20 protein-coding genes are annotated in these 22,487 nt (G+C 40.0%); 8 read left to right on the top strand and 12 right to left on the bottom strand.

Annotated features, from left to right (window positions below):
* Positions 1–537: 537 nt before the first annotated feature.
* Positions 538–1,077, top strand: coding sequence for a GNAT family N-acetyltransferase (locus ASJ81_RS16865; RefSeq protein ID WP_212556102.1), 540 nt, complete (start codon positions 538–540; stop codon positions 1,075–1,077).
* Positions 1,078–1,331: 254 nt separating this feature from the next.
* Here ASJ81_RS16865 and ASJ81_RS16860 read toward each other — a convergent pair whose 3' ends face one another.
* The 5 genes from ASJ81_RS16860 to ASJ81_RS16840 all read right to left on the bottom strand — a co-directional run bounded on the left by ASJ81_RS16860 (position 1,332) and on the right by ASJ81_RS16840 (position 7,020).
* Complete coding sequence (locus tag ASJ81_RS16860; RefSeq protein ID WP_095645371.1) at positions 1,332–2,210, bottom strand: ABC transporter permease; 879 nt, start codon at positions 2,208–2,210, stop codon at positions 1,332–1,334.
* A 14-nt stretch (positions 2,211–2,224) separates the two neighbouring features.
* A complete protein-coding gene (locus ASJ81_RS16855) occupies positions 2,225–3,169 on the bottom strand; it encodes an ABC transporter permease (protein WP_095645370.1) in 945 nt (314 codons plus the stop codon).
* Between the two features lie 48 nt (positions 3,170–3,217).
* Positions 3,218–4,777, bottom strand: coding sequence for an ABC transporter substrate-binding protein (locus ASJ81_RS16850; protein WP_095645369.1), 1,560 nt, complete (start codon positions 4,775–4,777; stop codon positions 3,218–3,220).
* 381 nt (positions 4,778–5,158) lie between these two features.
* Positions 5,159–6,073 carry an ABC transporter ATP-binding protein gene (locus ASJ81_RS16845; protein ID WP_095645368.1) on the bottom strand — a complete coding sequence of 305 codons (915 nt, stop codon included), beginning with the start codon at positions 6,071–6,073 and terminating at the stop codon, positions 5,159–5,161.
* A complete protein-coding gene (locus ASJ81_RS16840) occupies positions 6,070–7,020 on the bottom strand; it encodes an ABC transporter ATP-binding protein (RefSeq protein ID WP_245860236.1) in 951 nt (316 codons plus the stop codon). Before ASJ81_RS16840 ends, ASJ81_RS16845 begins: the two co-directional genes overlap by 4 nt.
* A gap of 157 nt (positions 7,021–7,177) precedes the next feature.
* Here ASJ81_RS16840 and ASJ81_RS16835 point away from each other — a divergent pair, with 157 nt between their 5' ends.
* Positions 7,178–7,984 carry a class I SAM-dependent methyltransferase gene (locus ASJ81_RS16835; protein ID WP_095645367.1) on the top strand — a complete coding sequence of 269 codons (807 nt, stop codon included), beginning with the start codon at positions 7,178–7,180 and terminating at the stop codon, positions 7,982–7,984.
* Positions 7,981–8,853, top strand: a complete 873-nt coding sequence (locus ASJ81_RS16830) for a class I SAM-dependent methyltransferase (protein ID WP_245860235.1) — start codon at positions 7,981–7,983, stop codon at positions 8,851–8,853. Before ASJ81_RS16835 ends, ASJ81_RS16830 begins: the two co-directional genes overlap by 4 nt.
* A 158-nt stretch (positions 8,854–9,011) precedes the next feature.
* On the opposite strand, the gene ASJ81_RS16825 is transcribed toward ASJ81_RS16830, so the two are convergent.
* Both ASJ81_RS16825 and ASJ81_RS16820 read right to left on the bottom strand, forming a co-directional pair.
* On the bottom strand, positions 9,012–9,776 hold the full coding sequence (locus ASJ81_RS16825; protein WP_095645365.1) for an HAD family hydrolase: 765 nt from the start codon (positions 9,774–9,776) through the stop codon (positions 9,012–9,014).
* Between the two features lie 91 nt (positions 9,777–9,867).
* Entirely contained in the window at positions 9,868–10,815 is a 948-nt protein-coding gene (locus ASJ81_RS16820; protein ID WP_095645364.1) for a phosphotransferase, read from the bottom strand.
* Between the two features lie 391 nt (positions 10,816–11,206).
* On the opposite strand from ASJ81_RS16820, the gene ASJ81_RS16815 reads away from it, so the two are divergent.
* A complete protein-coding gene (locus tag ASJ81_RS16815) occupies positions 11,207–11,653 on the top strand; it encodes a GNAT family N-acetyltransferase (RefSeq protein WP_095645363.1) in 447 nt (148 codons plus the stop codon).
* 313 nt (positions 11,654–11,966) lie between these two features.
* A complete protein-coding gene (locus ASJ81_RS16810) occupies positions 11,967–12,887 on the top strand; it encodes an aminoglycoside phosphotransferase family protein (protein WP_095645362.1) in 921 nt (306 codons plus the stop codon).
* Between the two features lie 153 nt (positions 12,888–13,040).
* Here the strand turns inward: ASJ81_RS16810 and ahbC are convergent, their stop codons facing one another.
* The 3 genes from ahbC to cobA are packed head-to-tail and all read right to left on the bottom strand — an operon-like array spanning position 13,041 to position 15,857.
* Positions 13,041–14,240 carry a 12,18-didecarboxysiroheme deacetylase gene (ahbC, locus tag ASJ81_RS16805; protein WP_095645361.1) on the bottom strand — a complete coding sequence of 400 codons (1,200 nt, stop codon included), beginning with the start codon at positions 14,238–14,240 and terminating at the stop codon, positions 13,041–13,043.
* A 17-nt stretch (positions 14,241–14,257) separates the two neighbouring features.
* The gene (locus ASJ81_RS16800; RefSeq protein ID WP_095645375.1) at positions 14,258–15,049 is read right to left on the bottom strand and encodes a uroporphyrinogen-III synthase; all 792 of its coding nucleotides are present in this window, start codon (positions 15,047–15,049) and stop codon (positions 14,258–14,260) included.
* A 40-nt stretch (positions 15,050–15,089) separates the two neighbouring features.
* Positions 15,090–15,857 (bottom strand): uroporphyrinogen-III C-methyltransferase, encoded by a 768-nt coding sequence (gene cobA / locus ASJ81_RS16795; protein WP_095645360.1) that lies wholly within the window; start codon positions 15,855–15,857, stop codon positions 15,090–15,092.
* Between the two features lie 352 nt (positions 15,858–16,209).
* On the opposite strand from cobA, the gene rnz reads away from it, so the two are divergent.
* Complete coding sequence (rnz, locus tag ASJ81_RS16790) at positions 16,210–17,127, top strand: ribonuclease Z (protein ID WP_095645359.1); 918 nt, start codon at positions 16,210–16,212, stop codon at positions 17,125–17,127.
* A 328-nt stretch (positions 17,128–17,455) separates the two neighbouring features.
* Here rnz and ASJ81_RS16785 read toward each other — a convergent pair whose 3' ends face one another.
* Positions 17,456–17,716 carry a hypothetical protein gene (locus ASJ81_RS16785; RefSeq protein WP_095645358.1) on the bottom strand — a complete coding sequence of 87 codons (261 nt, stop codon included), beginning with the start codon at positions 17,714–17,716 and terminating at the stop codon, positions 17,456–17,458.
* 736 nt (positions 17,717–18,452) lie between these two features.
* On the opposite strand from ASJ81_RS16785, the gene ASJ81_RS16780 reads away from it, so the two are divergent.
* Positions 18,453–19,706: a DEAD/DEAH box helicase gene (locus tag ASJ81_RS16780; RefSeq protein ID WP_095645357.1), complete on the top strand. Its 1,254-nt coding sequence runs from the start codon at positions 18,453–18,455 to the stop codon at positions 19,704–19,706.
* A 260-nt stretch (positions 19,707–19,966) separates the two neighbouring features.
* Here ASJ81_RS16780 and ASJ81_RS16775 read toward each other — a convergent pair whose 3' ends face one another.
* Complete coding sequence (locus ASJ81_RS16775; protein WP_095645356.1) at positions 19,967–21,085, bottom strand: AAA family ATPase; 1,119 nt, start codon at positions 21,083–21,085, stop codon at positions 19,967–19,969.
* Between the two features lie 656 nt (positions 21,086–21,741).
* On the opposite strand from ASJ81_RS16775, the gene ASJ81_RS16770 reads away from it, so the two are divergent.
* Positions 21,742–21,930, top strand: a complete 189-nt coding sequence (locus ASJ81_RS16770; protein ID WP_095645355.1) for a hypothetical protein — start codon at positions 21,742–21,744, stop codon at positions 21,928–21,930.
* Positions 21,931–22,487: the final 557 nt, after the last annotated feature.

The raw sequence follows: 22,487 nt of genomic DNA, 5'->3' as shown, positions 1-22,487 counted from the left end.
GTAACCATTGACTTACCCTTTCGTTTGTCTCCCGACTTCCCTCATCAGTTTTGATGTCTAGGGTTTTATGGCAGTCAAAGATTAAGCCTTTAATTTTTCTTTGGAGCATAAGGGATTTTCCTATTCAGTTTCAGGTTTAAGTTTCAGGTTTACTAATGGATTTTCTACGGGATTTTCTACGTTGTTCTCCAATTGAATTGTATTATTTTTCAAGTGTATAATTATTTTGTAAATACCCATATTAGGAATGACTATCAGTATATAGATTTTTACTTCTACATATAAATTTTGTAATATCGGTTTGGAGCTAAAAAACTGAGAATAATAGATTTAACCTTAACTTGGCGACTTAATAATCATCATGAAAATCATACAAGTAGAAAAATCCATTCATAAAGAATTCTATTTATATAGTATAGATCTACTTGAAATTTTTTCCGAGTGGAGTAACTAACCGATAACTTTACAAAATTAAAATAGAAATTATTTTTAAATAGAACTCTAATTTAAGAGCCTCTCCTGAATGGAGGTTTAATTTTGCGCGAAATAGAAACCGATAGAGTAATGATTAGAAAATTTACACCCGCAGATTGGAAAGACTTGTATGATTATCTGTCTGATGCATCAGTTGTGAAATTTGAACCTTATGATACTTTTACTGAAGCGCAATGCAAATTAGAAGCAATAAAAAGGTCAAATCAAGAATCTTTTTTGGCAGTTTGCTTGAAAAATACTGATAAATTGATAGGAAATATTTATATTGAGCAACAATACCCAAAAAAATATTCTACATGGGAGCTCGGATATGTCTTTAACTCTAGATATCAAGGATATGGATATGCGACCGAAAGTTGTAAAGCAGTTTTAAATTACGCATTTAAAAATCTACAAGCCAGGAGAGTCATTGCCATGTGCAATCCTCAAAACAAAGCATCATGGAAACTGCTGGAAAGATTACATTTTCGAAAAGAAGGCCACTTGCTCAAAAACATATATTTTAAGTCTGATGAACAAGGAAACCCGATTTGGCAAGATACTTATGAGTATGCAATATTATTTGAAGAATGGCTATCCTAAACTACAAAGGCATAACTCTGCTTTTGGTATGTAAGCAGATCAATATAATTAATCCATATTTAATTATTTAGTTCTCCATGCAATATGTAATAGCTGGAATTTTCAAACAACTTGAAGCTGACAAATTGATCGATGGAAAATTTCCACTAGATAAAGAAGTTCCACTCAACGAAAATCTTAAACTCGATGAAAACTTCCATTCAATGATGAACGTCCTAAACAATGAAATCGCAATGTTGCTCTTTGCCTGCCAGTTAAAGTTCGATCGTGTCAGACCGGGGATCGGTAATTGATCTCAGTTCGGAACCTATGAGATTTACCGCAAGAACAAACAGCATTATCATGCCTCCTGAAGATAAAGCCATCATAGGTGCAGTCTGAAGGTATACAAGTCCATCTTTCAGGATTGTTCCCAATTCCGGGGTAGGAGGCTGAACCCCAAGCCCTAGAAATCCAAGCCCTGAAATTGAAATAATCTTCGATCCCAATCCAAGCGTTGCAATCTCAATAATAGGTCCAAAACTGTTGGGAAGAATATGGCGGAAAAGAATGTACTTGTCAGACGCTCCAATTGCCCTGGCTGCCTCGACGAACCCGCTGTTTTTCAGCGAAAGAGTGGACCCCCGGATTAACCGTGCATACTTTGCCCAGCCAGGAATGGAAAGTGATAAAATAATTCCTGCAGGACTTGGGCCTACAACTCCTACAATCGCAATTGAAAGAACTATACTGGGGAAAGCAAGAAAGATATCTGCCAATCGCATCAAGAAAGCATCACATCTGCTGAAATAACCTGCATACATTCCTATTATAATTCCTGCAGGCACGATAATTAGAGTTGAAACGATTGCAATGAAGAACGAAGTCTGTGCACCATATAATATACGGCTGAAAATACACCTTCCAAACTGGTCTGTCCCAAGAGGAAAAGATGCTGATGGAGGAGATAACCTTTCTTCAAGATGCATCTCTGCAGGGTTATGTGGAGAAATCACCGGAGCCATTACAGCCATCATTGAGATAAAAATGAACAGCAGAACTCCTATTGTAAGCGTTAGATTGCTCCGTAAAACTCCCCATACTCTTTTCACTTCGAGAACTGCCAGTTTTTCGCCAAAATATGAGTGTTCCATAAATACTCTTCCTATTATTCTCCCTGAGCCCTGACTGATGGGTCGAGATAAAGCTGGACGAGATCGACGAAGAGATTAATAAGCACTACAATCATCGCAAAGGTAAGCATACATCCCTGCATCACCATGATGTCCATCGAAGAAACAGAGTTAACAAGAAGCCTCCCAAGTCCTGGAAGTGCAAAAACACTTTCAATGGTAACTGCCCCTCCGAAAATCCATCCGAACTGGGTACCCGTATATATAATGACAGGGAGCAATGCATTCTTTAGAGCATGTCGTTGAATAATTTTTCTACGGCTGAGTCCTTTTGCACGTGCTGTCCTCATATAATCCTGCTCAAGCGTTTCAATCATACTTGTCCTCATGATACGCATTGTAATTGCAATAAGGCCAACCGAGAGAGTCAGGGATGGAAGAATGAAGTACTCTATTCCTCCTGTTCCTGCAATCGGAAAGATATCCAGATAGATGCCTCCTGCGAGCATAAAAACTATAGCAACAAAATATTCAGGGCTCGAGAGGCAAACTATTGAAGTAAGCCTGCAAATGTGGTCTACAAACCCGTTCTGTCTCAGAGCTGCTGCAATTCCAAGCGGAATAGCTATGATAGCCGAGAATAGCATTGAAATAGAGGCTAGACAAAAAGTCGTGGGCAGAGCACGTATTATCTCTTCAAGAGTACTCCTTTTTGTCTGATAGGAATATCCAAGATCTCCATGCACAACCCTTGAAATCCATTTTAGATAGCTGACATGCCATGGATCGTCAAGCCCCATTTCTTCATGAAGTCTGGCTACTGCCTCTTTAGGTGGGCTTTCGGTACCAAGAGTAGCCCTGAGCGTAATTTCAGCTGGATCTCCTGGAGAAAGGGAAATCACTGCAAAAGTGATGAGAGATATCCCTACCATGACCTGTATCATTTGAAATAGACGGTTCAGTATAATTCTACGTATCATTCTTACTCAAACTCTTATAAATGAAATAGTGTGGGTAGAATACCCACATCAGGCAATTGAAACATTCTGAAGGTCGAAAGAATACTCTGTAGGGTGAAGACTGTATCCTTTTATGTTCGAAGTTGTGACATCGATATTAACATAATAGTTAAGATACGCAACAGGCGCTTCTTCGACAACAATTTCCTGAACTTCATCATAGAGTTTCTTTCTGACATCTTCATCGGAAGTGGTTCTGGCCTGTTCAATTAGCTTATCTACAGTATCATTGTGCCAGCGATATGCTCCCCACCCGTCGCCTGAAGTACCGTTTGAGTGATAGTCCGTCATCATTATCTCATCAGGATCAGGTACGAAAAGTAATCCTCTTCCTACGAGGTACATATCAAAATTCCCTTTATTCCTCTGGGCATTTGCGGCATCGGTATTGAGAACCTTAAGTTCTGTCTTTATGCCTACTTTTTCAAGCTGCTGCTGGATCACCTCAGCGATCGGCGGCAGTTCTGCTCTTTCAGGATAAGTGACTAATGTAATTTTTAAAGGTTTGCCGTTTTTATCAAGAATTCCATCCCCATCCGAATCAGTCCATCCTGCTTCATTAAGGAGTTTTTTTGCTTTTTCCGTGTCATAAGTATAAGGAGCAATATCCTTGTTTGCCCAGTAAAACTGAGGAGGAAAAAGTCCTGCTGCTGTGGTTCCGTATCCGTAAAGGACAGAATTCACTATTGATTCTCTATCCATAGCGTAATTAATAGCCTGACGTACCTTTTTATCGTTGAAGGGCTCCTTTTCCGTATTGAAAGCAATCATCCTTACACGAGCAATCGGCTGCTCAAGGACTGTATAATCAGCCTTTTCTGTATATTTATCAGCAACATCGGGCGAAAGAATCATTGCTACCTGAATGTCCTTACTGTCGAGGAGCATCTTTCTTGTAAGTTCTTCAGGAATTACCCGATATACCACCTTATCAACTGAAGCAACATGTCCCCAGTAATCCGGACTCTTGACGACAACAATTTCTTCTTCCGGTTTCCAGGACTCAAAGATAAAAGGCCCCGTGCCGATAGGTTTTGTCACGTTTCCGCTTGCATCATAAGACCCGGGAGCTAGGGCAACACTTTCTCCTTTGGAAAGATAGGCAGGAAGTGCAGGGAAAGTTGAATTGAGGTTGATCACTAATGTCAGGTTATCGGGAGCTTCAATCGACGTTACAGGAATTTTTTCGAATGTTGATGCCGACTGGATAAAGGATCTTTCGAGAGATTTGTTCATAATCTCGGCTGTGAAAGGTGTCCCATCATGGAATAGGACTCCCTCTCTCAATTTGAATGTCCATTTTTTTCCATCGCTGGAAACTTCCCATGATTTTGCAAGATTTGGGATAATCTTTCCTTCATAATCAACTCCTACAAGAGTCTCTGCGTATCCTAGCCTCTGAGGCATATAACCCGATAGGTGCGGATCAATAGAGGTGGGACTCCATTGACCTGAGATGTATAATGTTTGAGATGTTTGATTTTCTTCTTTTTGTTCTTTGTCTGTACAACCTGCTCCCAGGACAACGAGAGCCAGCAAAATAAATAGAATTCCCTCTTTTCTTTTCATGTTTGCCAATCACATCCGATACTGTTACATATCAACATTAAACTCTACAAAAATCACGTGAACTGGAAGTTTTAGAGTAATCATCTTAAGTTTGGGTAACCTGTTGTGATAATTCAGAACGATTTGTTGGGACAATCCGGGAAAACTGTTAAGACAATCCGGGAAAACTGTTAAGACAATCCGGGAAAACTGTTAAGACAATCCAGGAGAACTTGTTAAGACAATCCAGGATTTATTTGAGTAAACACCTGGCATGTGGTTGTATCGCTAAAATCCATCAGGAGATATCGAGAGAATGTAGATTATCAAGCAGATGAAAAGTTATCAAGCAGATGAAAAGTTATCAAGCAGATGAAAAGTTATCAAGCAGATGAAAAGTTATCAAGCAGATGAAAAGTTATGGCAACGCACCCGTCTATCTTCGTATTCCATCATTTCAGGGCTGTGCAGGCATTTTTCGGTCTTTTTCGGGCAGAATTGATAATATACGCATGAACCTGGAATCTTCTTCCCTTGAGGTTCCGATGGTTGTAAGGAGCCGGAATCCGAGATTGATGTTATTCTACGAGTAAATGGATGGTAGGGCCTATCCAGAACACCTCGTCCTTCTTCTACGATCTGCCCGGCAAACATTACAGCTGTCCGGTCTCCAATAGCGTGTGCAAGTCCCTGGTCGTGAGTAATGAAGAGAAGGGCACATCTGAGGTCTTTCTGAAGTGTTTTCAGGAGATGTATAATAGATGCCTGGGTGGACACGTCAAGCATTGAAGTCGGTTCATCACATATGAGAAAGGCAGGTTCAAGCGCGATAGCACGAGCAATAACAGCACGCTGCAGTTCTCCACCGCTGAGTTGATGTGGATATCGGGCTGCCTGCTCAGGTTCAAGCCCAACAAGCCCAATAAGTCTTTTCAGCTCTTCTTCAATCTGCCTTCCGCGTAACAAATCAGGATGTATGCGAAAAGGTTCACAGATTGAGTAAGCTATCTTCCACCTGGGGTTCAGGGAGCTTTCAGGCTGTTGTGGCTCAATCTGAATTTTTTTCCGGATAGAGTGGAGTTCTTTTCCCTTCAGCCCTTTAAGAGCCTGGCCCTCAAAGAATATCTCTCCCCGTGTTGGAGGAATAAGCAAGAGAAGCAATCTTGAGAGAGTAGACTTTCCACATCCGCTCTCTCCTACAAGAGTGAGAGTTTCTCCAGCTTCGATCCTGATATTTACATTGTCAACAGCAATGATCCGGTTTTTTCCCGTAGAGTCGGGAGAGAATATCTTTGTCAGGTCTCTTCCTTCAATCATGCAACTTTCTCCCTTCTATCATACAACCAGCATCTGACAGCCGATCCGTCCGGAAAAGGGATGAGCGGAGGCTCAATCCTGCACCTTTCTATCGCAAATGTGCATCGAACCCTGAACCTACACCCTCCATCGTTTTCTTCTGAATCTTCTGTTCCGGATGGTATGGGGTGAAGACCGTTCTCAGGGAGCGAACGAAGTAGTCCCCTAGAATAGGGGTGCAGTGGCCCATCAAAAAACTCCTGCCTCCCTCTTATTTCCACTATCCTTCCGGAATACATAACTGCAATCCTGTCCGCAAAATTTTGGACAAAAGGCAGATCATGTGTGATGATAATCAGAGTAATTCCTTCCTCACGTAAAACCCGAAGAAGGTAGGTGATAGCCTGCTTATTCATTATGTCTATACCCTTTGTAGGCTCGTCTGCAACAAGTACTTCCGGATGGCCTGAAATTCCCATCGCAACAAGTGAGCGTTGAAGCATTCCACCACTGAATGAATAAGGATAGGAATCTATTCTTTCCTCTGGGGGAATTATTCTTACGAATTGAAGAAGTTCAAGAACCTTCTTTCTAATTTTAGTTTTGTTCTTTTCTATATGGAGAGAGATTGGTTCTCCTATCTGGTTTCCCACAGTCATCGAAGGATTCATTGCTCCTGTAGGGTTTTGAGGAACCCATGCAATCTTTCTGCCACGGATCATTTCAAGTTCATTTTCAGAAAGAGTTAAAAGATTATTCCCATGATATCGTATTACACCGTTTACAGTGCAGTTCGCAGGCAAGAGCCCCAGTAGCGCCAGTCCCAGTACAGATTTTCCGCTACCGCTTTCCCCTATAATTGCAAGTGTCTCGGACTGTTCGATGTTAATATCAACCCCATCAACCGCCCTGATAACGGTGCTTGAAACGGGAAAATGTACATACAGCTGTTGAACGTCAAGAATCATGGTTATCTTGCTACATCGCATATTTTAGGTCATAACAATTACAGGGTGTATGTTGTTACTATTTATATTCTTTTTCATATATTTCGCCATAATAAAGAAATAAATTATTATATCTTAACACTAATACCTGGATAATTAGAATTTTAGAAGGAATAGTATGATTACACAAATTGATTGGGAGACAGCCTGGGCTGCAGGTATTAATGAAATGAATAGGCTTTCTACCACAAATTATTGGAATCAAAGAGCAGAAGATTATTCTGATATGGTACTGGCAAGTGATTGTAATCATGGACGTAATATCCTCAACCTTTTTGAAAAGGAAGGGTTACTGCGGAGGAATTGGCATGTTTTAGATATAGCGTCCGGTCCTGGTGCAATAACGATCCCGTTTGCAGAAAAAGTGTGCAGGGTGACAGCTGTAGAGCCTGCTGAGAGGATGGCAGCAGCATTGATGTCATATGCGCAGAATAGAGGGCTTTCCAATATAGAGATAATCCCTAAGACCTGGCAGGAAGTGGATGAGGCAGTTTATTTAAAAAACTATGATCTGGTTATCTGCTGCCATGCACTCTGGCAATTTTCGGATATTCTTTCGCAGGTCCGGCGGATGGAGGCAGTGTCCAGAGGGTACTGTTGCCTTGCTCATGGGTTTGAGGCTCCTTCAGAAAGCCGAGAACTAACGGAGGATCTAGGGATCGATGGTGGTGAATTTGATCAGTTCATCACAGTGTTCAATCTTCTCAATGATTCTGGAGCATGTCCAAACGTTGATGCGATCGATTACACACTTACGAGGTCGGTTACCTCAGCAATTACTTCGGTTGAGAAACTTGTAGAGAAATATCGACCTCTTAACTACAGGGATAGTGAAATGATTCAGAAACACGTTCAAAATCATGCAAAAGAGGGCATGTATAAGGTTAGCGGCAGGATGGGAGTACTATGGTGGAAGGTAGCATGACTTCCGACTCTCTTACAGCCCCTATAGACTGGGTCAGATACTGGGAAGACAGTTATGATGCCAGGTCAAAGATTATGTTCAGAGACTATGAGCTCGATGACTGGAATGAAAGGGCAGAGGACTACTCGGAATCCAGACGGACAAATAATTACGAGTTCGGAGAATCAGTATACTCTACTCTTGCCCTCCATGGAATTGTTTCTCCTCACTCCAGGGTCCTTGAAGTTGGTGCAGGTCCGGGAACATTTGTAATACCCTTTGCAAGGAAGGTTGACCATGTAACTGCTGTTGAACCTGCCGAGGGAATGAGACGCATGATCTCTCAAAATGCTTTGGAAGCCGGAGTGAGTAACTATGATATTATTCCGAAAATCTGGCAGGATATCAACATTGAAAATTTCAGGGAGCGGTATGACCTTACTATCACCTCAACCGTCATATGGATGTTTCGTGACATTATGACTCAGATAAGCCGGATGGAAGAGGCAACACAGGGATATTGCTGTGTGGTTGGTGGAGTTGGCACAGGGCAAACATTTGAAGCCGAACTCTGGAAGAAGATCATGGGCAATACACCTTATCCTCAGTACCCTGAATACCCTTTGATCTATAATTTACTTTACACGTGCGGAAGAATTCCTCATGTAAGGCTTATCAATTATACAAGTAAGAGAACACCTGAGAACATGCTCAGGATGTACAGGGTTTTCTACTCAATCTATACGGAGGTCACACCTGAGGTTGAGGAGATTATTCGAGAGGCGTTGTACAGTGACTCTGGAGAAGAACCATGTGTCAGAAAATATCGATCGGCTGTGGTCTGGTGGAATCCGGCTGTTCGAAGAAAAGAATTAAAAGGTATTGCCTGAAATTTCGGACATATTGAATAAAAGTACGCATGAAGAAAAAGAAGAAAAAGAAGAAAAAGAAGAAAAACGAATAAACATAAATAATTGGGATAAACACTGAGTGGATCTTCTCCCAAATATTTTTTGAAGAATTTTTTGAAGATAGGAAGTTTATGGAATCAATCTGTCGATCCGAATTGCTTCCAGGCTTCTTCAATATGCATTGTGCGCATTCCCAGCTTTTTTGCAGGCTCTAGATCATTTTCGTTAGAGTCTCCTATTGACATGACACATTTGGGTTCGAGTTCAAGGCCCATTCTTTTGAGCGCAGTCATAAAAAGCCTTAGATCAGGTTTTTTATACCCTAAATCCGACGAGAAGATAACAAAATCAAAATAGTCGTGGAGCCCGAGAAACCTGAGTTCCAGTTCAGAAAAAACTCTTTGCCCGTTGGAGATTACACACTTGGGAATGTTTATGCAATGTTCAATCATTTTGATGCTCTGAGGGAAAGCCCGGAGTTTCCGTATAGAAACTGCCCGAAAGACCCTTGAGGCTTCTACTCCAAGGCCGTTTTCATCAATATTCCAGATCGAATTTTCCTTACAGATCTCTGCAAAGATTTCCTCTACCTTGATTTCGGGGTACACTTCCCTGGAATTCTCCATTTTCTGCCTGACCTTAAACATATAAGTATCCCATAGCTTTTCGGGCTCGATTTTCACTCCCTCATAAGCAAGCCATGCGCTCAGTACTTTATATGTCTCCAGGCTATGCTCTTCAGTATGAATGTCAATGAGGGTCTCATAGCAGTCAAAAATAACCCCTTTTATATGGCAGCTCTCAAATGCCTCCTCCCCTTTTGCAAGAGAATGACTAAGAAATGTAACTTCATCCTTGCCTACATCAGGCCTGTGATTCTCCGATATGCTCTTTCCTCCCATATCCCTTTTCAAGCTTCAACTTCGGATTTTGCCATAATTAACTGCCTTAAAGCACTCAAGTTGCTTCTCTGACAAGATAATTTCTCATGCTTTATCTGTAATTAATTGCCTTTAAACATTCACGTGCTTCTCTAATGAGATAATTTCTATAGTCGCCCTGGTGAAGCCTTGCCGAACGGAGAAGTCCTATACTCATAAAAAAAGGTAGAGCTCTGGTAATATAGTAAAAGTCTTTTTCATCGATGCTGTATTCCCATAGGAAATTTCCTATATACGGTTCAGCTTTCTCCCCTCCTCCCATATGCAGCTCGAACTCGTTTTTAAGTTCTGCGGCTAGAATTCCGAGATCCCTGACAGGATTGGCCTCGAACCAGGAACTTTCAAAATCGAGGGCATATGGTTTACCTTTGCAAAAGATGTAGTTTGAGGGATTAACATCCCTATGGATCATGCAGCCGTATTCCCTGTTAAGCAGGGAACTATACCACCATTCTCCAAGTAACCTATTGAATGTCTCTCTAGTGTTGTGGTCCAGTTTCAGATGACCCAGAACATCATGATAATTTCTGAATTCATTTTCCTTATTGTAGAAAGATTTTGTGTTTTCATGCAACTGTCTGAGCATGTGCGCAACTGCAGAAAGCCTCGCATCTAGGTTTTCTTCGTGCCTTATGTACCAGCCCAGAGATTTTCCAGGTATATGTTCCGTTACAAGGACACAGTTGAACTTCTTATTGATTGCAAGAGGTTTTGCAACATTTATTACAGAAGCAGCTTTTTTAAGATTCCGATATTCGTTCATCATTCCTTTAGAAGGGTTGTAGTCTTTCAACTGACCAGTAGGTTCTGCAAAAAACTTTGCCATAACGCTGAAGTGTTCACCTTTGAACTGGTACCTGCAAACCGTATGGGAGGAATTGTATTTAAAAACATTAACAGAGCAGCTTTTATTCCGTAGCCTATCTCCAACAACTTCTTTAACAAGCCAGTCCCTAAAAGGGTCACCAGGGTTTAAAGTATTAACATGGCGAGATGCCAACTCAAATTACCCCCACTTTTTCAGAAATACTTCCACATTTGTGTTTTTCCCGCAGTATACTCTTATCTCCAAGTACATTTTTATAGTGTAGATGTCAGTTTTGTTTGTTGATTTTGCAGTACTGGCAAAAGTATACTGTATTTGGATAAACAGTATACTATATTTAGATAAACAGTATACTATATTTGGACAAACAGTATACTATATTTTGGATAAACAATATACTATATTTGGATAAACAGTATACCATAGTTTCGATATATTATATTGTTATTGGTGTTTAACTGTAAGGAGCTTATTCCTCTCTCTCAAGCTAAGGCTCGCAGGACATCGGCCATATTATTATTGCACTTCGAATACACAAACACTGCTGCATATGGCGGTTATTGCCATGAAAGTTGAAATAATTCTGGATAATAAAAAACAATTTCTTGATTTACTGCTTTTAGCAGACGAACAAGAAGATATGATTGACAAATATTTAGATCGCGGGGATATGTTTGCTCTGTATGATGGCGATTTGAAAAGTCTCTGTGTAGTAACACGCGAAGATGATGGTATCTACGAATTGAAAAACATAGCAACTTATGAAAAGTATCAGGGACAGGGTTACGGCAGGCAACTTGTAAAATTCATCTTTGAATATTATAAAGGCAAATGCAAAACCATGCTTGTTGGTACGGGAGATAGTCCTCTTACTATCCAGTTTTATAAAAATTGCGGATTTGTTATGTCACATTATATTAGGAATTTTTTTATTGACAACTATGACCATCCAATTTTCGAATGTGGTAAACAACTTATCGATCAGGTTTATTTAAAGAAGGATTTCCCATAGTTTTGAGGATAATAGAAAGAATTGGGCATGAAGCTAACTTTTTTCTTTGAATATTTGTTTTTGTTGTTCCGTCGTTTATAACAAACAGGCAAAAATATCTTCTCTGCCATGAGTATATCAGACTTTTAAATCAAAAAATGAGGAATAAGCGAATCAGTTTTGTATGTTTGTTTACTCCCCTTTAACTGCTTTCTATTTTATTTCTTGAAAGTACGCATTTGAGATAAATAAGTGACTATTTATAAAAAGAAAAAACTAAAATTTTGACTGAACAAACGACAATATCAAGCTTTAATTTCACAGAGCTGTTAGCGTGATTGAACTCTATAATGAAATCCCTGATTCTTGTAAATGGCAAATCGTCAAACCGATTAATAAGGGATGGTCAAACGATCAGAAGTATTATATCCGAAGTACAGATGGAAGAGAATTATTACTAAGAATAGCGGACATCTCTCAGTATGAGAATAAGAAACGAGATTTTGAAGCAGTAAAGCGGCTTGATGACATTAACATTGACATTTTAATTTCGCGTCCCATTAGTTTCGGAGTTTGCAATAATGGTCAATCCGTCTATTCATTACTAACCTGGATTGCAGGGAAGGATGCAGAACATATCCTTCCAGAGCTGAGCAGCAAAGAGCAGTATAAGCTTGGTGTGAAAGCTGGAGAAATATTAAGAATTATGCATCAGGTTCCTGCGGTAGAAAGTCAGATCTCATGGTCGGATCGTTTCAATAAAAAAATAAATAGAAATATCGCAGATTATGAAGCTTGTGGGATTTGCTTTGAGGGAGCAGATAAAATAATTGAATATATCGAACAAAATAGATGTTTATTGGAAAATCGCCCTCAATCCTTCCAACACGGAGACTATCATGCCGGAAATATGATTATTACAAAGTCCGGAGAGTTAGGAATCATTGATTTTAACAGGCTTGATTACGGTGACCCCTGGGAAGAATTCAACCGCATTACCTGGTGTGCAGATATAAGTACCTTCTTTGCATCAGGACGCATAAACGGCTATTTTCATCATGAAGTGCCAGTTTTATTTTTCAAATTAATGGCTTTATATATTGCGAGCAACCAGCTTTCATCAATTCCCTGGGCAATTAAATTCGGAAATAAAGAAATCAGCACAATGCTCAGGCAAGCTAAAAATGTTCTGGAATGGTATGATGGGTTTGAAACGTGCGTTCCAAAATGGTACATTTCCAACCCTGTTAAATAAGTAATCATAAAAGTTATAACTCGAAGGAAAAAAGCCAGTGGTGACAGGCTTATGGAAGAAAATCTAAAAAATAGTTGTTTGGGAAGTTAAGAAAAAAATAGAAATTAGATAAACCGGAATTGGATAAACCGGAATTAAATAAAGCCTGAAATTTCAGACTTCATAATACCCAATTTCCTCCTTTGTAAGGTAACATGCAGGGTCATCTGCCCAAACATTCCCGTATACGGCTTCGGCCCGTACCCTGAAGTTCCCATTGCAAACATCGAGCCAATTACATCTGGCACATCTGTCCCCATTAGCTTTTATCAGGGGTTTTCGGTTTTTAAGTCCTGCCATGAGTTTATCACTCAGGTCAGTCCAGATTTCACTGAATGGGCGCTCCCGTATATTCCCAAAGGAGTAATGCCTCCAGAACTGGTCGGCATGTACCGCACCGTCCCAGGATACACATCCTATACCTATTCCTGAAGAGTTACCCTGGTTCATGGAAAGAAGTTCAAATACTTCGGCAGCCCTTTCAGGATTTTCTTTGAGGAGCTTCATATAAAGGTAGGGGCCGTCACAATGGTTGTCCACGGTCAGGACCTCAGCAGGAAAACCTTTTTCGTGAAGTTTTCTTGTCCTCTCGAGTATCAGGTCGACAGCCTGCCTGGATTCCTCAAGGGAAAGATCTTCTTTTACCATTTTTGAGCCCCGACCTGCATAAACCAGATGATAGAAACATATTCTCGGAATATTTTCTTCTTCAAGCAGATCAAAAATTGCAGGAATATCCCTGACATTTTGCTTGTTAACTGTAAAACGCAAGCCCACCTTTATGCCTTCTTCCTGGCAATTGTGAAGCCCTCTTAGAGCTGCATCGAATGCTCCTTTCACGCCCCTGAACTTATCATTAGTTTGTCTTATCCCGTCAAGCGAAACTCCTACGTAAGAGAGGCCGACTTCCTTTAGTTTTTTTGCCATATCTCGGTCTATGAGCGTCCCGTTTGTAGAAATCACAGCCCTCATTCCCTTCTCACGGGCATAAGCCGCAAGCTCAGGCAGGTCTTTTCTCAAGGTTGGCTCCCCTCCGGAAAAAAGGATTACCGGACTTCCGAAACTTGCAAGGTCATCGATAAGAGCTTTACCTTCTTCAGTAGAAAGCTCGTTTTCAAATTCTATGTCCTTTGCCTGGGCATAACAGTGGACACATTTCAGGTTGCAGCGGCGGGTCATATTCCAGACCACAACTGGCTTTTTATCTTTTGAAAACTGCAGCAAGTGAGAAGGAAGCTTTTTTGATTCCCTTCCATAGCGGAGGGCATCTGAGGGTTCCACGGTTCCGCAGTAAAGTTTTGAAATGCCTATCATGTCGATCCTTCAAAATCTCAAAGCTGGTTCTTTATAGCCTTTAACAGTGCTTCAAAAGTGAACTCATCGGGAATCACGTTTGCATTGACTCCATATTTCTTCAGAGTATTTCCTGTAGGCGTTCCTATAGCTCCTACCACAGCCCTGCTAAGAGACTCTTTTATAGTTTCCTCTGCTCCCAGCCCTTTCGCATGCTTCATAAAGCCTTTAACCATCATCGAACTTGTAAAAGCAAAAGCGTTCACTTCTCCTGCGAGCGTGCGCTTTATCAATTCTTTCTGGATCGCTCCTTCAGGAATACTGAGAGTGTACACGTGGGTCTCATAAACCGTAGCTCCGCACTTTTCAAGCCCTTCTATTAAGACCTTAGCCCCAAAAGCGCTTCTGGCAAGATCTACTTTCTTTCCTTTTACCTCAGAGCAAAGAGCTTTTACAATTCCTTCCGAACTGTAGTCCCCTGGAAGGAAAGATTTGTCAATTCCTATTTTTATAAGTTCTTTTTCCGTATTAGGTCCGATTGCAATTACCCTGATCTTTTTAAGCGCTGTGATAAAATCTTTCTTTTCAGTCTCAGAAAGCTTGTCCAGAGTAAAACTTATTCCGTTTGCACTGGTAAAAACTACATAATCCGAAGCTCCTGCAAGAACTCTTTGTATGAAGGGCTCAAACCCTTCGTCTTTTATGCCTTCAAGCCGGATCATTGGGACGTATAAAGGCTCAAAACCATAATCTTGCGCAAGGGCTTCTGATTTTTCCCTGTAGCCTTCCGGCCTCATAATTGCGAGGACAGGTCTATTTTCTTCTGTCATATTACCTTCTCCTGTTATATCCAGGTCTTTTCGTGCCAGGTTAAAAGTCAGCTCCTGTCCGCTGTTCCCTGAGAATCTCATGAAGGCGTACAACATCCCCTACAACAGTAATAGCTGGCGCCTTTACTTTTCTTTCTTCTGCCAGGCTGGCGATATTTGTAAGAGTCCCTACAGTTACTCTCTGATCGGCTCTGGTCCCTCTCTCAATAACTGCAACAGGAGTATCCGGGGCTTTGCCGTGCTTTATTAACTCCTCTGCGTTCCGGCCGAGCATTTTCACACCCATAAGGATTACAATTGTTCCTTCGAATTTTGCCAGAACTTCCCAGTCAAGTCCGCTCTCCGGCTTTGTGGGGTCCTCATGCCCGGTTATGAAAGTAACCATCGAAGTACTCTCCCTGTGAGTCACCGGAATTCCGGCATAAGCTGGCACTGCAATTGCGGAGGTAATCCCTGGCACAACCTCAAACTCAATGCCTTCTGCCACAAGTACCTCAGCCTCTTCGCCCCCTCTCCCAAAGACATAGGGATCGCCTCCTTTAAGCCTGACTACAGTCTTTCCTTCTTTTGCTTTTTGCACAAGTACCTCGTTAATCTCAGCCTGGGTCATAGTGTGATTGCCTGCGTATTTTCCAACATCGATCTTTTCCGCACTTGCTGGCATTGAGTCCAGAATAGATTTTCCAGGAAGCTGGTCATAAACAATTACTTCAGCACTGTCAATCAGACGGCGGGCTTTCAGGGTAAGAAGTTCTGGGTCTCCAGGGCCCGAACCTACAAGGTAAACTTTTCCGTAATTTCCTGACATATGATGACGGTTCCTTTTTTCCTTTATATTCCTGATAGATGATTTTTCTCTCTTCTCATGTTTTTCAGATTTTAACAGATAACTTCTATCCTGGCTGAGGAAGCCCGATTAATAATAAATTACTTTTCCGAGAAGAAAGTATGTCTCTAAAAGGAAGGTTTGATAGAAATGTAAATCTGTAGGGTTTAAAGGGCTTTTATAATAAATACTATCCCATCTTAACATAGTTTTATCTATGTAATTTGTATATATCGAACCTTATATATCTCTGTATGAGGCTCCGCTTCTGAAATTCCGTCGTTAAGACGGATAGCAATTAATAAATACCTCTTAAGTAGTTAGTGAGTTCGATATGCTTCGCATAATTTTTCTTGGTACTGGAGGCTCTCTGCCTACCCGCAACAGAAACCCTTCTGCAGTAATGGTCAATCGGGAAGGAGAGCTTATCCTATTCGACTGTGGAGAAGGAACCCAGCAGCAGATGATGCGGGCAAAGACAGGGATGATGAGCCTGTCCTCTATTTTTGTCAGTCATTTCCATGCGGACCATTTCCTTGGAATCCCTGGCTTGATCCAGACTATGTCTTTCATGGGAAGGAAAGAACCTCTTCTGATTTACGGTCCTGAGGGAACCAGGGAATTTACTGAGCTTTTTAAGGCTCTTGGCTATTTTAACCTTAAGTACGAAGTCCAGGGTGTCCAGTTGAAACCCGGAGATGTTGTGGAAAAAGGAGAATATGTGATCCGGGCTTTAAAAACCGAACACAGTATCTCAAGCCTCGGATATGCCCTTATAGAAAATCCCCGCCCAGGGCGTTTTAACAGGGAAAAGGCAATCGAACTGGGTATTCCTCCTGGCCCTCTTTTCGCAAAATTGCAAAAAGGAAATCCGGTAGAAGTCAATGGAAAGATCGTAAAACCTGAGAATGTAATGGGAGCTTTAAGGCCAGGGAGAACTATTGTATACAGTGGAGACACCAGGCCCTGTGAGCCCATTCTCGAAGCCAGCCGGGATGCAGATGTGCTGATACATGATGGCAGTTTTGCAGACGAGATGGCAGATTGGGCTGAAGAGTCCAAACATTCGACAGCAGGGGAAGTCGCCGTTCTTGCAAAGGAGGCAGGAGTCAGGAAGTTGATCCTTACTCATATAAGCTCTCGGTATACTGATGATGCTGAACCTCTCCTTAACGATTCGAAAAAAGTGTTTGAAAATGTGATTATAGCCGAAGACCTGATGGAAATTGAAATCCCGTACAGGTCGAAATAAGGCTTAACCATTTTTTATTCAAAAAAGTTATAGTTATAACAACGAAGGTATAATTATAACAACGAAGGTATAATTATAACAACGAAGGTATAGTTATAACAACGAAGGTATGGATTACTCTGTGAGAGTAACATAGTTAGAGTGACATAAGTTAAAGTGACATAGGTTAGAGCAATATAAAATAGAATATAATAATTCAAAGTGCTCCAAAAAAACTCTAAATAGTCTTTAGAGAAAATTAAGGCATTCTTAGGTTTTTATATCCAGAAATTTTAGCGAAAAGAAGCTATAGCAGATATAATCTGCATCGCAACAGAGTCAGAATAATTCAGACAAGAGTCCAATCCAGTTTTTTATTTTCGCCATCGTAAAGTGTGACACGCATGGTTTTGTCCTCGACTTCATAGACAGGCCTGATACCTAAATAAAGAGTGTCTCCATGATTAATATTGAGCTCGCCATTTACTCTTCCGAAATATACTCTGCCTTTTGTACCGTTTTCTTCTACTGTTATACCTTTCCACATAAGGTTTTGAATTACATTTACAACTTTACACTCAAACCGGTCGACTTCACGTATTTCACTCATGAGGATCCCTTTTAATACTTATTTTATCTCTATCTAAGACCTTAAATTCAGATACACTTCTGTTAGAAAATAACGATTTTTATACATAAAACTATTCCCAGACTTTCAGGCAAAGAAGAAAGTGTGTAAATCACAGTGCTTTAAAAAAAGTAGTACTTTAAAAAGCCAATGAGTTTATACTATCTTTGCTATAACTTCAAAACTATTTCAAAACTACCTTCAACTTTCCGAACTAATCTTTCATAGAAAACAAACATGATATTCCTTGAATAACATGCACAACTATATGAAAATGCATGCTGATGGCAGCATTTTCATGCTAAATAAATCAAGATTCGTAGAATTAAATGGAAAAGTGGCCTGATAAAGTGAATTACCATTACTTCGACTTTAAAGCTCGGAACTTTAGTCTCAAAAGTGGAAAGGCAATATCAAGAATAGTTCTGAAAGTATCTGAATTCAGGAAATATGTACCTTATAAATTGTTATATTTTTCATTATATAATATTTTTCATTATACTATTGGCTGGATTATACTAACATAACCAAGATTAAGATTTAGAAGAAAGCCAGATTATACTGAGGAAGTAAATTCATAATGTATTTTCACTCGCGGCAATAAAGCCGGGTTAGTAAAAGGTAGCAGGTTGAGACTGAAAGAGGAGGGTTAAATACGGCAGGTTCAGGGTTTAGAGATTTAAATTTATCAAAAGAAATACAGACGGCAGTAGAAGATATGGGTTTTGAGGAGACTACCACAATTCAGGCTCAGTCCATTCCTTATATGCTGGAAGGCAGAGATGTTATCGGACAGGCTCCTACAGGGACAGGGAAGACCGCAGCTTTCGGAATTACGGTTTTAGAGAGGATAGACCCGAAAAGGAAGGAGCTCCAGGCTGTGATTTTATGTCCAACTAGAGAGCTGGCGATTCAGGTAGCAGGAGAGATCAAAAAGCTCTCAAAATATAAAAAGGGCATTGAGATCTTACCCATTTATGGTGGGCAGCCTATAGACCGCCAGATTAAGGCGTTAAAAAAAGACGTCCAGATTATTACCGGCACTCCTGGGCGCGTTATGGACCATCTTAACCGCCGCACTTTGAAAATGAAGGGCGTGAAAATAATCATACTGGACGAAGCGGATGAAATGCTGGATATGGGGTTTAGAGAAGACATTGAGACTATTATAAAGAAAATCCCGGAGCAAAGACAGACGATATTCTTCTCTGCAACAATGCCTAAAGCAATCCTGGATTTGACGAAAAAATATCAAAACAACCCTCAATTCATAAAACTGGTACATAAGGAAATGACCGTCCCCAATGTCGAACAATTTTATATTGAGGTCAAACAGCAGGCAAAACCGGAAGCTCTGGCTCGTTTAATTGACTATTATAATTTGAAATTATCGCTGGTGTTTTGTAACACGAAAAAACGTGTGGACGAATTGGTAGAGGATCTCAAGATGAGAGGGTACTTAGCTGATGGCCTGCATGGGGATATGCAGCAGAAGCAAAGAGACATTGTCATGTCCAGGTTCCGGAAAAGGGAGATTGATGTCCTGGTAGCAACTGACGTAGCAGCCAGGGGAATCGATGTAGGGGATCTGGAGGCTGTCTTTAACTACGATATACCTACGGATGATGAGTACTACGTACATAGAATCGGAAGAACAGCCAGGGCAGGAAAAGCAGGGCTTGCGTTCACTTTTGTGATAGGTAAAGAAGTCTATCGAATAAGACAGATCCAGCAATTCACAAAAACTAAAATTATAGCTAAAAGAATTCCTTCTGTCAGTGATGTTGAAGAAATAAGAACAAACATAATTTTAGAAACTGTTAAGGATACTGTTGATGCAGGAAATCTGGGAGAATATAGTAATTTAGTTGAAAAACTTATTCAGGAAGAATATACTTCTTTAGAGGTAGCTGCTGCTTTATTAAAGATAATGATCGATAAAGAGAGTAAAGAAGTGTCATCAAGGGGTTAATTTTTTCCAAGCTATGGGAGTGATTTTTCCCCTTCCTGTTCTTTTCCTGAATAAGCCGTACAGCTAGTGTTTTGAGCCTGGACACCAGGGTTAAATTCCATTAGGCACGCCAGATGGTCTGAACAGAATACAAAGCGAGAACTGAGCAGCTTGCAAAAATTAAGAGCCAAAAAGTACAGTACATTAAAAATAAGCAACTTAAAAAAATAGTGTAGTTAAAATAACGTACCTATCTTTCTGCTTAATATATTTTTTACAGCTTAAACATACAGTTCAGAGGGATCCTGTAGGGTGTCTTTTCTGGCGAGTTTTGCAAGAGCTGTTTCGAAATCCTTGCCTGTTACTATTTCCCTGTCTTCTATAATTGTCTGATGAAGGGCTGTTTTCAAGACCTTTTCTACAAGATCCCTGCCTGAAAGTCCTTTCGTTTTCTTTGCAAGAGTATGGAAATCAACATCTTCTACCTGCAGAGGAAAGGTCTTTACATTTGACTCGAATATCTGAAGGACTTCATCTTCTCCGGGAAGAACGAACTCAATTTCTTCTTCGAACCTGCTTCTTATGGCTGAATCTAGAGAATAGATCCTGTTTGTGGAGCAGATAGTACATACTCCGTCACGTTCCACTATACCATCCATTTCGGTCAGAAGAGCGTTTACAATTTCGCTTACATCTCCTCTTAACTCCTGGAATTTTCGATCCAGGGCTATGGCATCAAGCTCGTCAATAAAGATTATACAGGGAGCCATCTCTTCTGCTCGGTCATAGAGCTGGTGGATCTGGCGAGCTCCGTCTCCCACATATTCTCCTATAAGCTGTGTAGCTTTAACAGGAATGATAGGAACATCGGTTTTATTCGCAAGAGCTTTTGCAAGCATGGTCTTTCCGGTACCTGAAGGCCCGAAAAAGAGGATATTTCTTGGCGCCCATTTCCCAAAGCGTTCAGGTTCTTCAAGGAAGCGTTCGATCAGCCTGCACTTTTGTTTTGCAAGTTCCTGCCCGATTACGTCCTCAAACTTAACGCTACTCTTTATTTCTGCCGAGGAAGGAAGCCCATTTTCCTCTTCAGTTACAATAATTGAAGTTGAACTTCCTATTATGGATTCTGCAGGTTCCACATCTATGATGCGATAAGCAAAATCCGGGAACATCCGACGGTCAAAGAGATAATCTCCCTTACGAGCAACATAGCCGTTCCACTGTTCCCTGGCATAGAACTCAAAAACATCCCGATTTTCAATAACAGGATATTCGTCCATCATGCCGCTTAACGGATAACCTTCAGGCTTCAGAATAAGAAGCTCGGAGGTAGATTTCCCAAACTCGGTATTATTTTCATGAGTTTTTTTCGCGTTCACTCTTTGTGAGACTGGTCGCACTTTGTTATCAACTCGAATACTTTTCTATGTCTCTATATTACTATAGTACTCCGAAGAGCTAATAAAATTAACCCCATAAACCAGATAAAATATTCGACTGCGAAAGGCTCACCCTCTTATTAAAGCCAAGAAAGGTCTTCTAGAAACCCTTTATTTAAGTGTCTTTGAGGCAAATATCTGTCAGGTTTCTTTTCATGGAATCAGGCAATCATTATATATTCATATACTTAATGTAACAATGTATAAATCCTGTGGGACATTACATAAGTGTAAAATATTTATATGAGTAGCCAAATAGGTAACTTGTTATTTGAAATATATTTGAATTAACGTTTGTGTAATATAACAGACTTTCTAAAGTTCTAACATTAGAATTTTGAGATTGTGTTTTTATATAGTACATACGAATTCTGATTTAAAAAGAGAAAGCTAATATATTAGATAAATAATATAAAACTTATAATTATTGAATGAATATATTTTCAAATTTTTTGGAAATTTATCAATAATGTTGAGTAAATTACCGGACTAATATGTTTATGTATTAAATATTTACGAATTAAGTCTTAAATTGTACAGCAATATTATGTCGGTAACAAGGACTAACGACTTAAAAATGTAGTGCCTAAATAAGGCAATTTCAGAGTATGATTTTTATGTTTACTATGGAGAACACGGAAGGTTTCGACCAGAAAACTCTTGATAAGATGAATGCTGAAGTCAAGAAAACTATGAGCAAGCACGACCCTAAATCGAAAGAGTATAAAAAGTTATTCGAGCAGGTTGAAGACCAAATCTTCGACAAATATTGTTCAGAGGTATTCAGACCCTCTCTCAAACTTTGATAATTTACCATTTGGATTTACCTTTAACTAAAATCCTTCAGGTAAATTTTTTTTATTTTTTGCTTAATGTATCCCTATTAATCAGCTGATATCGTTTTATTTTTTAGTTATTAACGCTCATCCTTTTAGTGAATTATTCTTCTTCAAGTACATTTTTGATGAGTAAACACAATTTGTCTATCTCAACTGTTGAGATGTAGATTCTTTCATCAGATCTTCACTTACCTTCTCATATTATCCCATTGCTACCCATTGCGCAAAACACCCTTACTAGCTGTGAAAGATGAGAAGGGCATATACCATAAAATGAGCAAATAAAACAATTTTAAAAAAACGTTATCAAAGAAACATGAACCCCTTATGTAAAATCAATATTAGAAACCGTTACGTAAAATCAATATTAGAACCCCTTACGTAAAATCAGTATTAGAGAAGTAGCATAATAATCAAAAATACTTTGAAAAATAGATTAAACACTCAAAAAATTGATCATAAAAAGTGGAATTATTATAAGGTGAGCATGGCAGCGATCCAGAGTTCCCGAAGGCTAGCACACA

This window comes from Methanosarcina spelaei (assembly GCF_002287235.1).
Classification (GTDB): domain Archaea; phylum Halobacteriota; class Methanosarcinia; order Methanosarcinales; family Methanosarcinaceae; genus Methanosarcina; species Methanosarcina spelaei.
This window is presented reverse-complemented; position numbering and strand designations above follow the sequence as displayed.

Bases quoted from the DNA above. Each gene is read 5' to 3' on its own strand.
- ASJ81_RS16860 (WP_095645371.1), bottom strand. From the start codon at position 2,210: ATGGAACACTCATATTTTGGCGAAAAACTGGCAGTTCTCGAAGTGAAA.
- ASJ81_RS16855 (WP_095645370.1), bottom strand. From the start codon at position 3,169: ATGATACGTAGAATTATACTGAACCGTCTATTTCAAATGATACAGGTC.
- ASJ81_RS16850 (WP_095645369.1), bottom strand. From the start codon at position 4,777: ATGAAAAGAAAAGAGGGAATTCTATTTATTTTGCTGGCTCTCGTTGTC.
- ASJ81_RS16845 (WP_095645368.1), bottom strand. From the start codon at position 6,073: ATGATTGAAGGAAGAGACCTGACAAAGATATTCTCTCCCGACTCTACG.
- ASJ81_RS16840 (WP_245860236.1), bottom strand. From the start codon at position 7,020: ATGATTCTTGACGTTCAACAGCTGTATGTACATTTTCCCGTTTCAAGC.
- ASJ81_RS16835 (WP_095645367.1), top strand. From the start codon at position 7,178: ATGATTACACAAATTGATTGGGAGACAGCCTGGGCTGCAGGTATTAAT.
- ASJ81_RS16830 (WP_245860235.1), top strand. From the start codon at position 7,981: ATGACTTCCGACTCTCTTACAGCCCCTATAGACTGGGTCAGATACTGG.
- ASJ81_RS16825 (WP_095645365.1), bottom strand. From the start codon at position 9,776: ATGGGAGGAAAGAGCATATCGGAGAATCACAGGCCTGATGTAGGCAAG.
- ASJ81_RS16815 (WP_095645363.1), top strand. From the start codon at position 11,207: ATGAAAGTTGAAATAATTCTGGATAATAAAAAACAATTTCTTGATTTA.
- ahbC (WP_095645361.1), bottom strand. From the start codon at position 14,240: ATGATAGGCATTTCAAAACTTTACTGCGGAACCGTGGAACCCTCAGAT.
- ASJ81_RS16800 (WP_095645375.1), bottom strand. From the start codon at position 15,049: ATGACAGAAGAAAATAGACCTGTCCTCGCAATTATGAGGCCGGAAGGC.
- cobA (WP_095645360.1), bottom strand. From the start codon at position 15,857: ATGTCAGGAAATTACGGAAAAGTTTACCTTGTAGGTTCGGGCCCTGGA.
- rnz (WP_095645359.1), top strand. From the start codon at position 16,210: ATGCTTCGCATAATTTTTCTTGGTACTGGAGGCTCTCTGCCTACCCGC.
- ASJ81_RS16785 (WP_095645358.1), bottom strand. From the start codon at position 17,716: ATGAGTGAAATACGTGAAGTCGACCGGTTTGAGTGTAAAGTTGTAAAT.
- ASJ81_RS16780 (WP_095645357.1), top strand. From the start codon at position 18,453: ATGGGTTTTGAGGAGACTACCACAATTCAGGCTCAGTCCATTCCTTAT.
- ASJ81_RS16770 (WP_095645355.1), top strand. From the start codon at position 21,742: ATGTTTACTATGGAGAACACGGAAGGTTTCGACCAGAAAACTCTTGAT.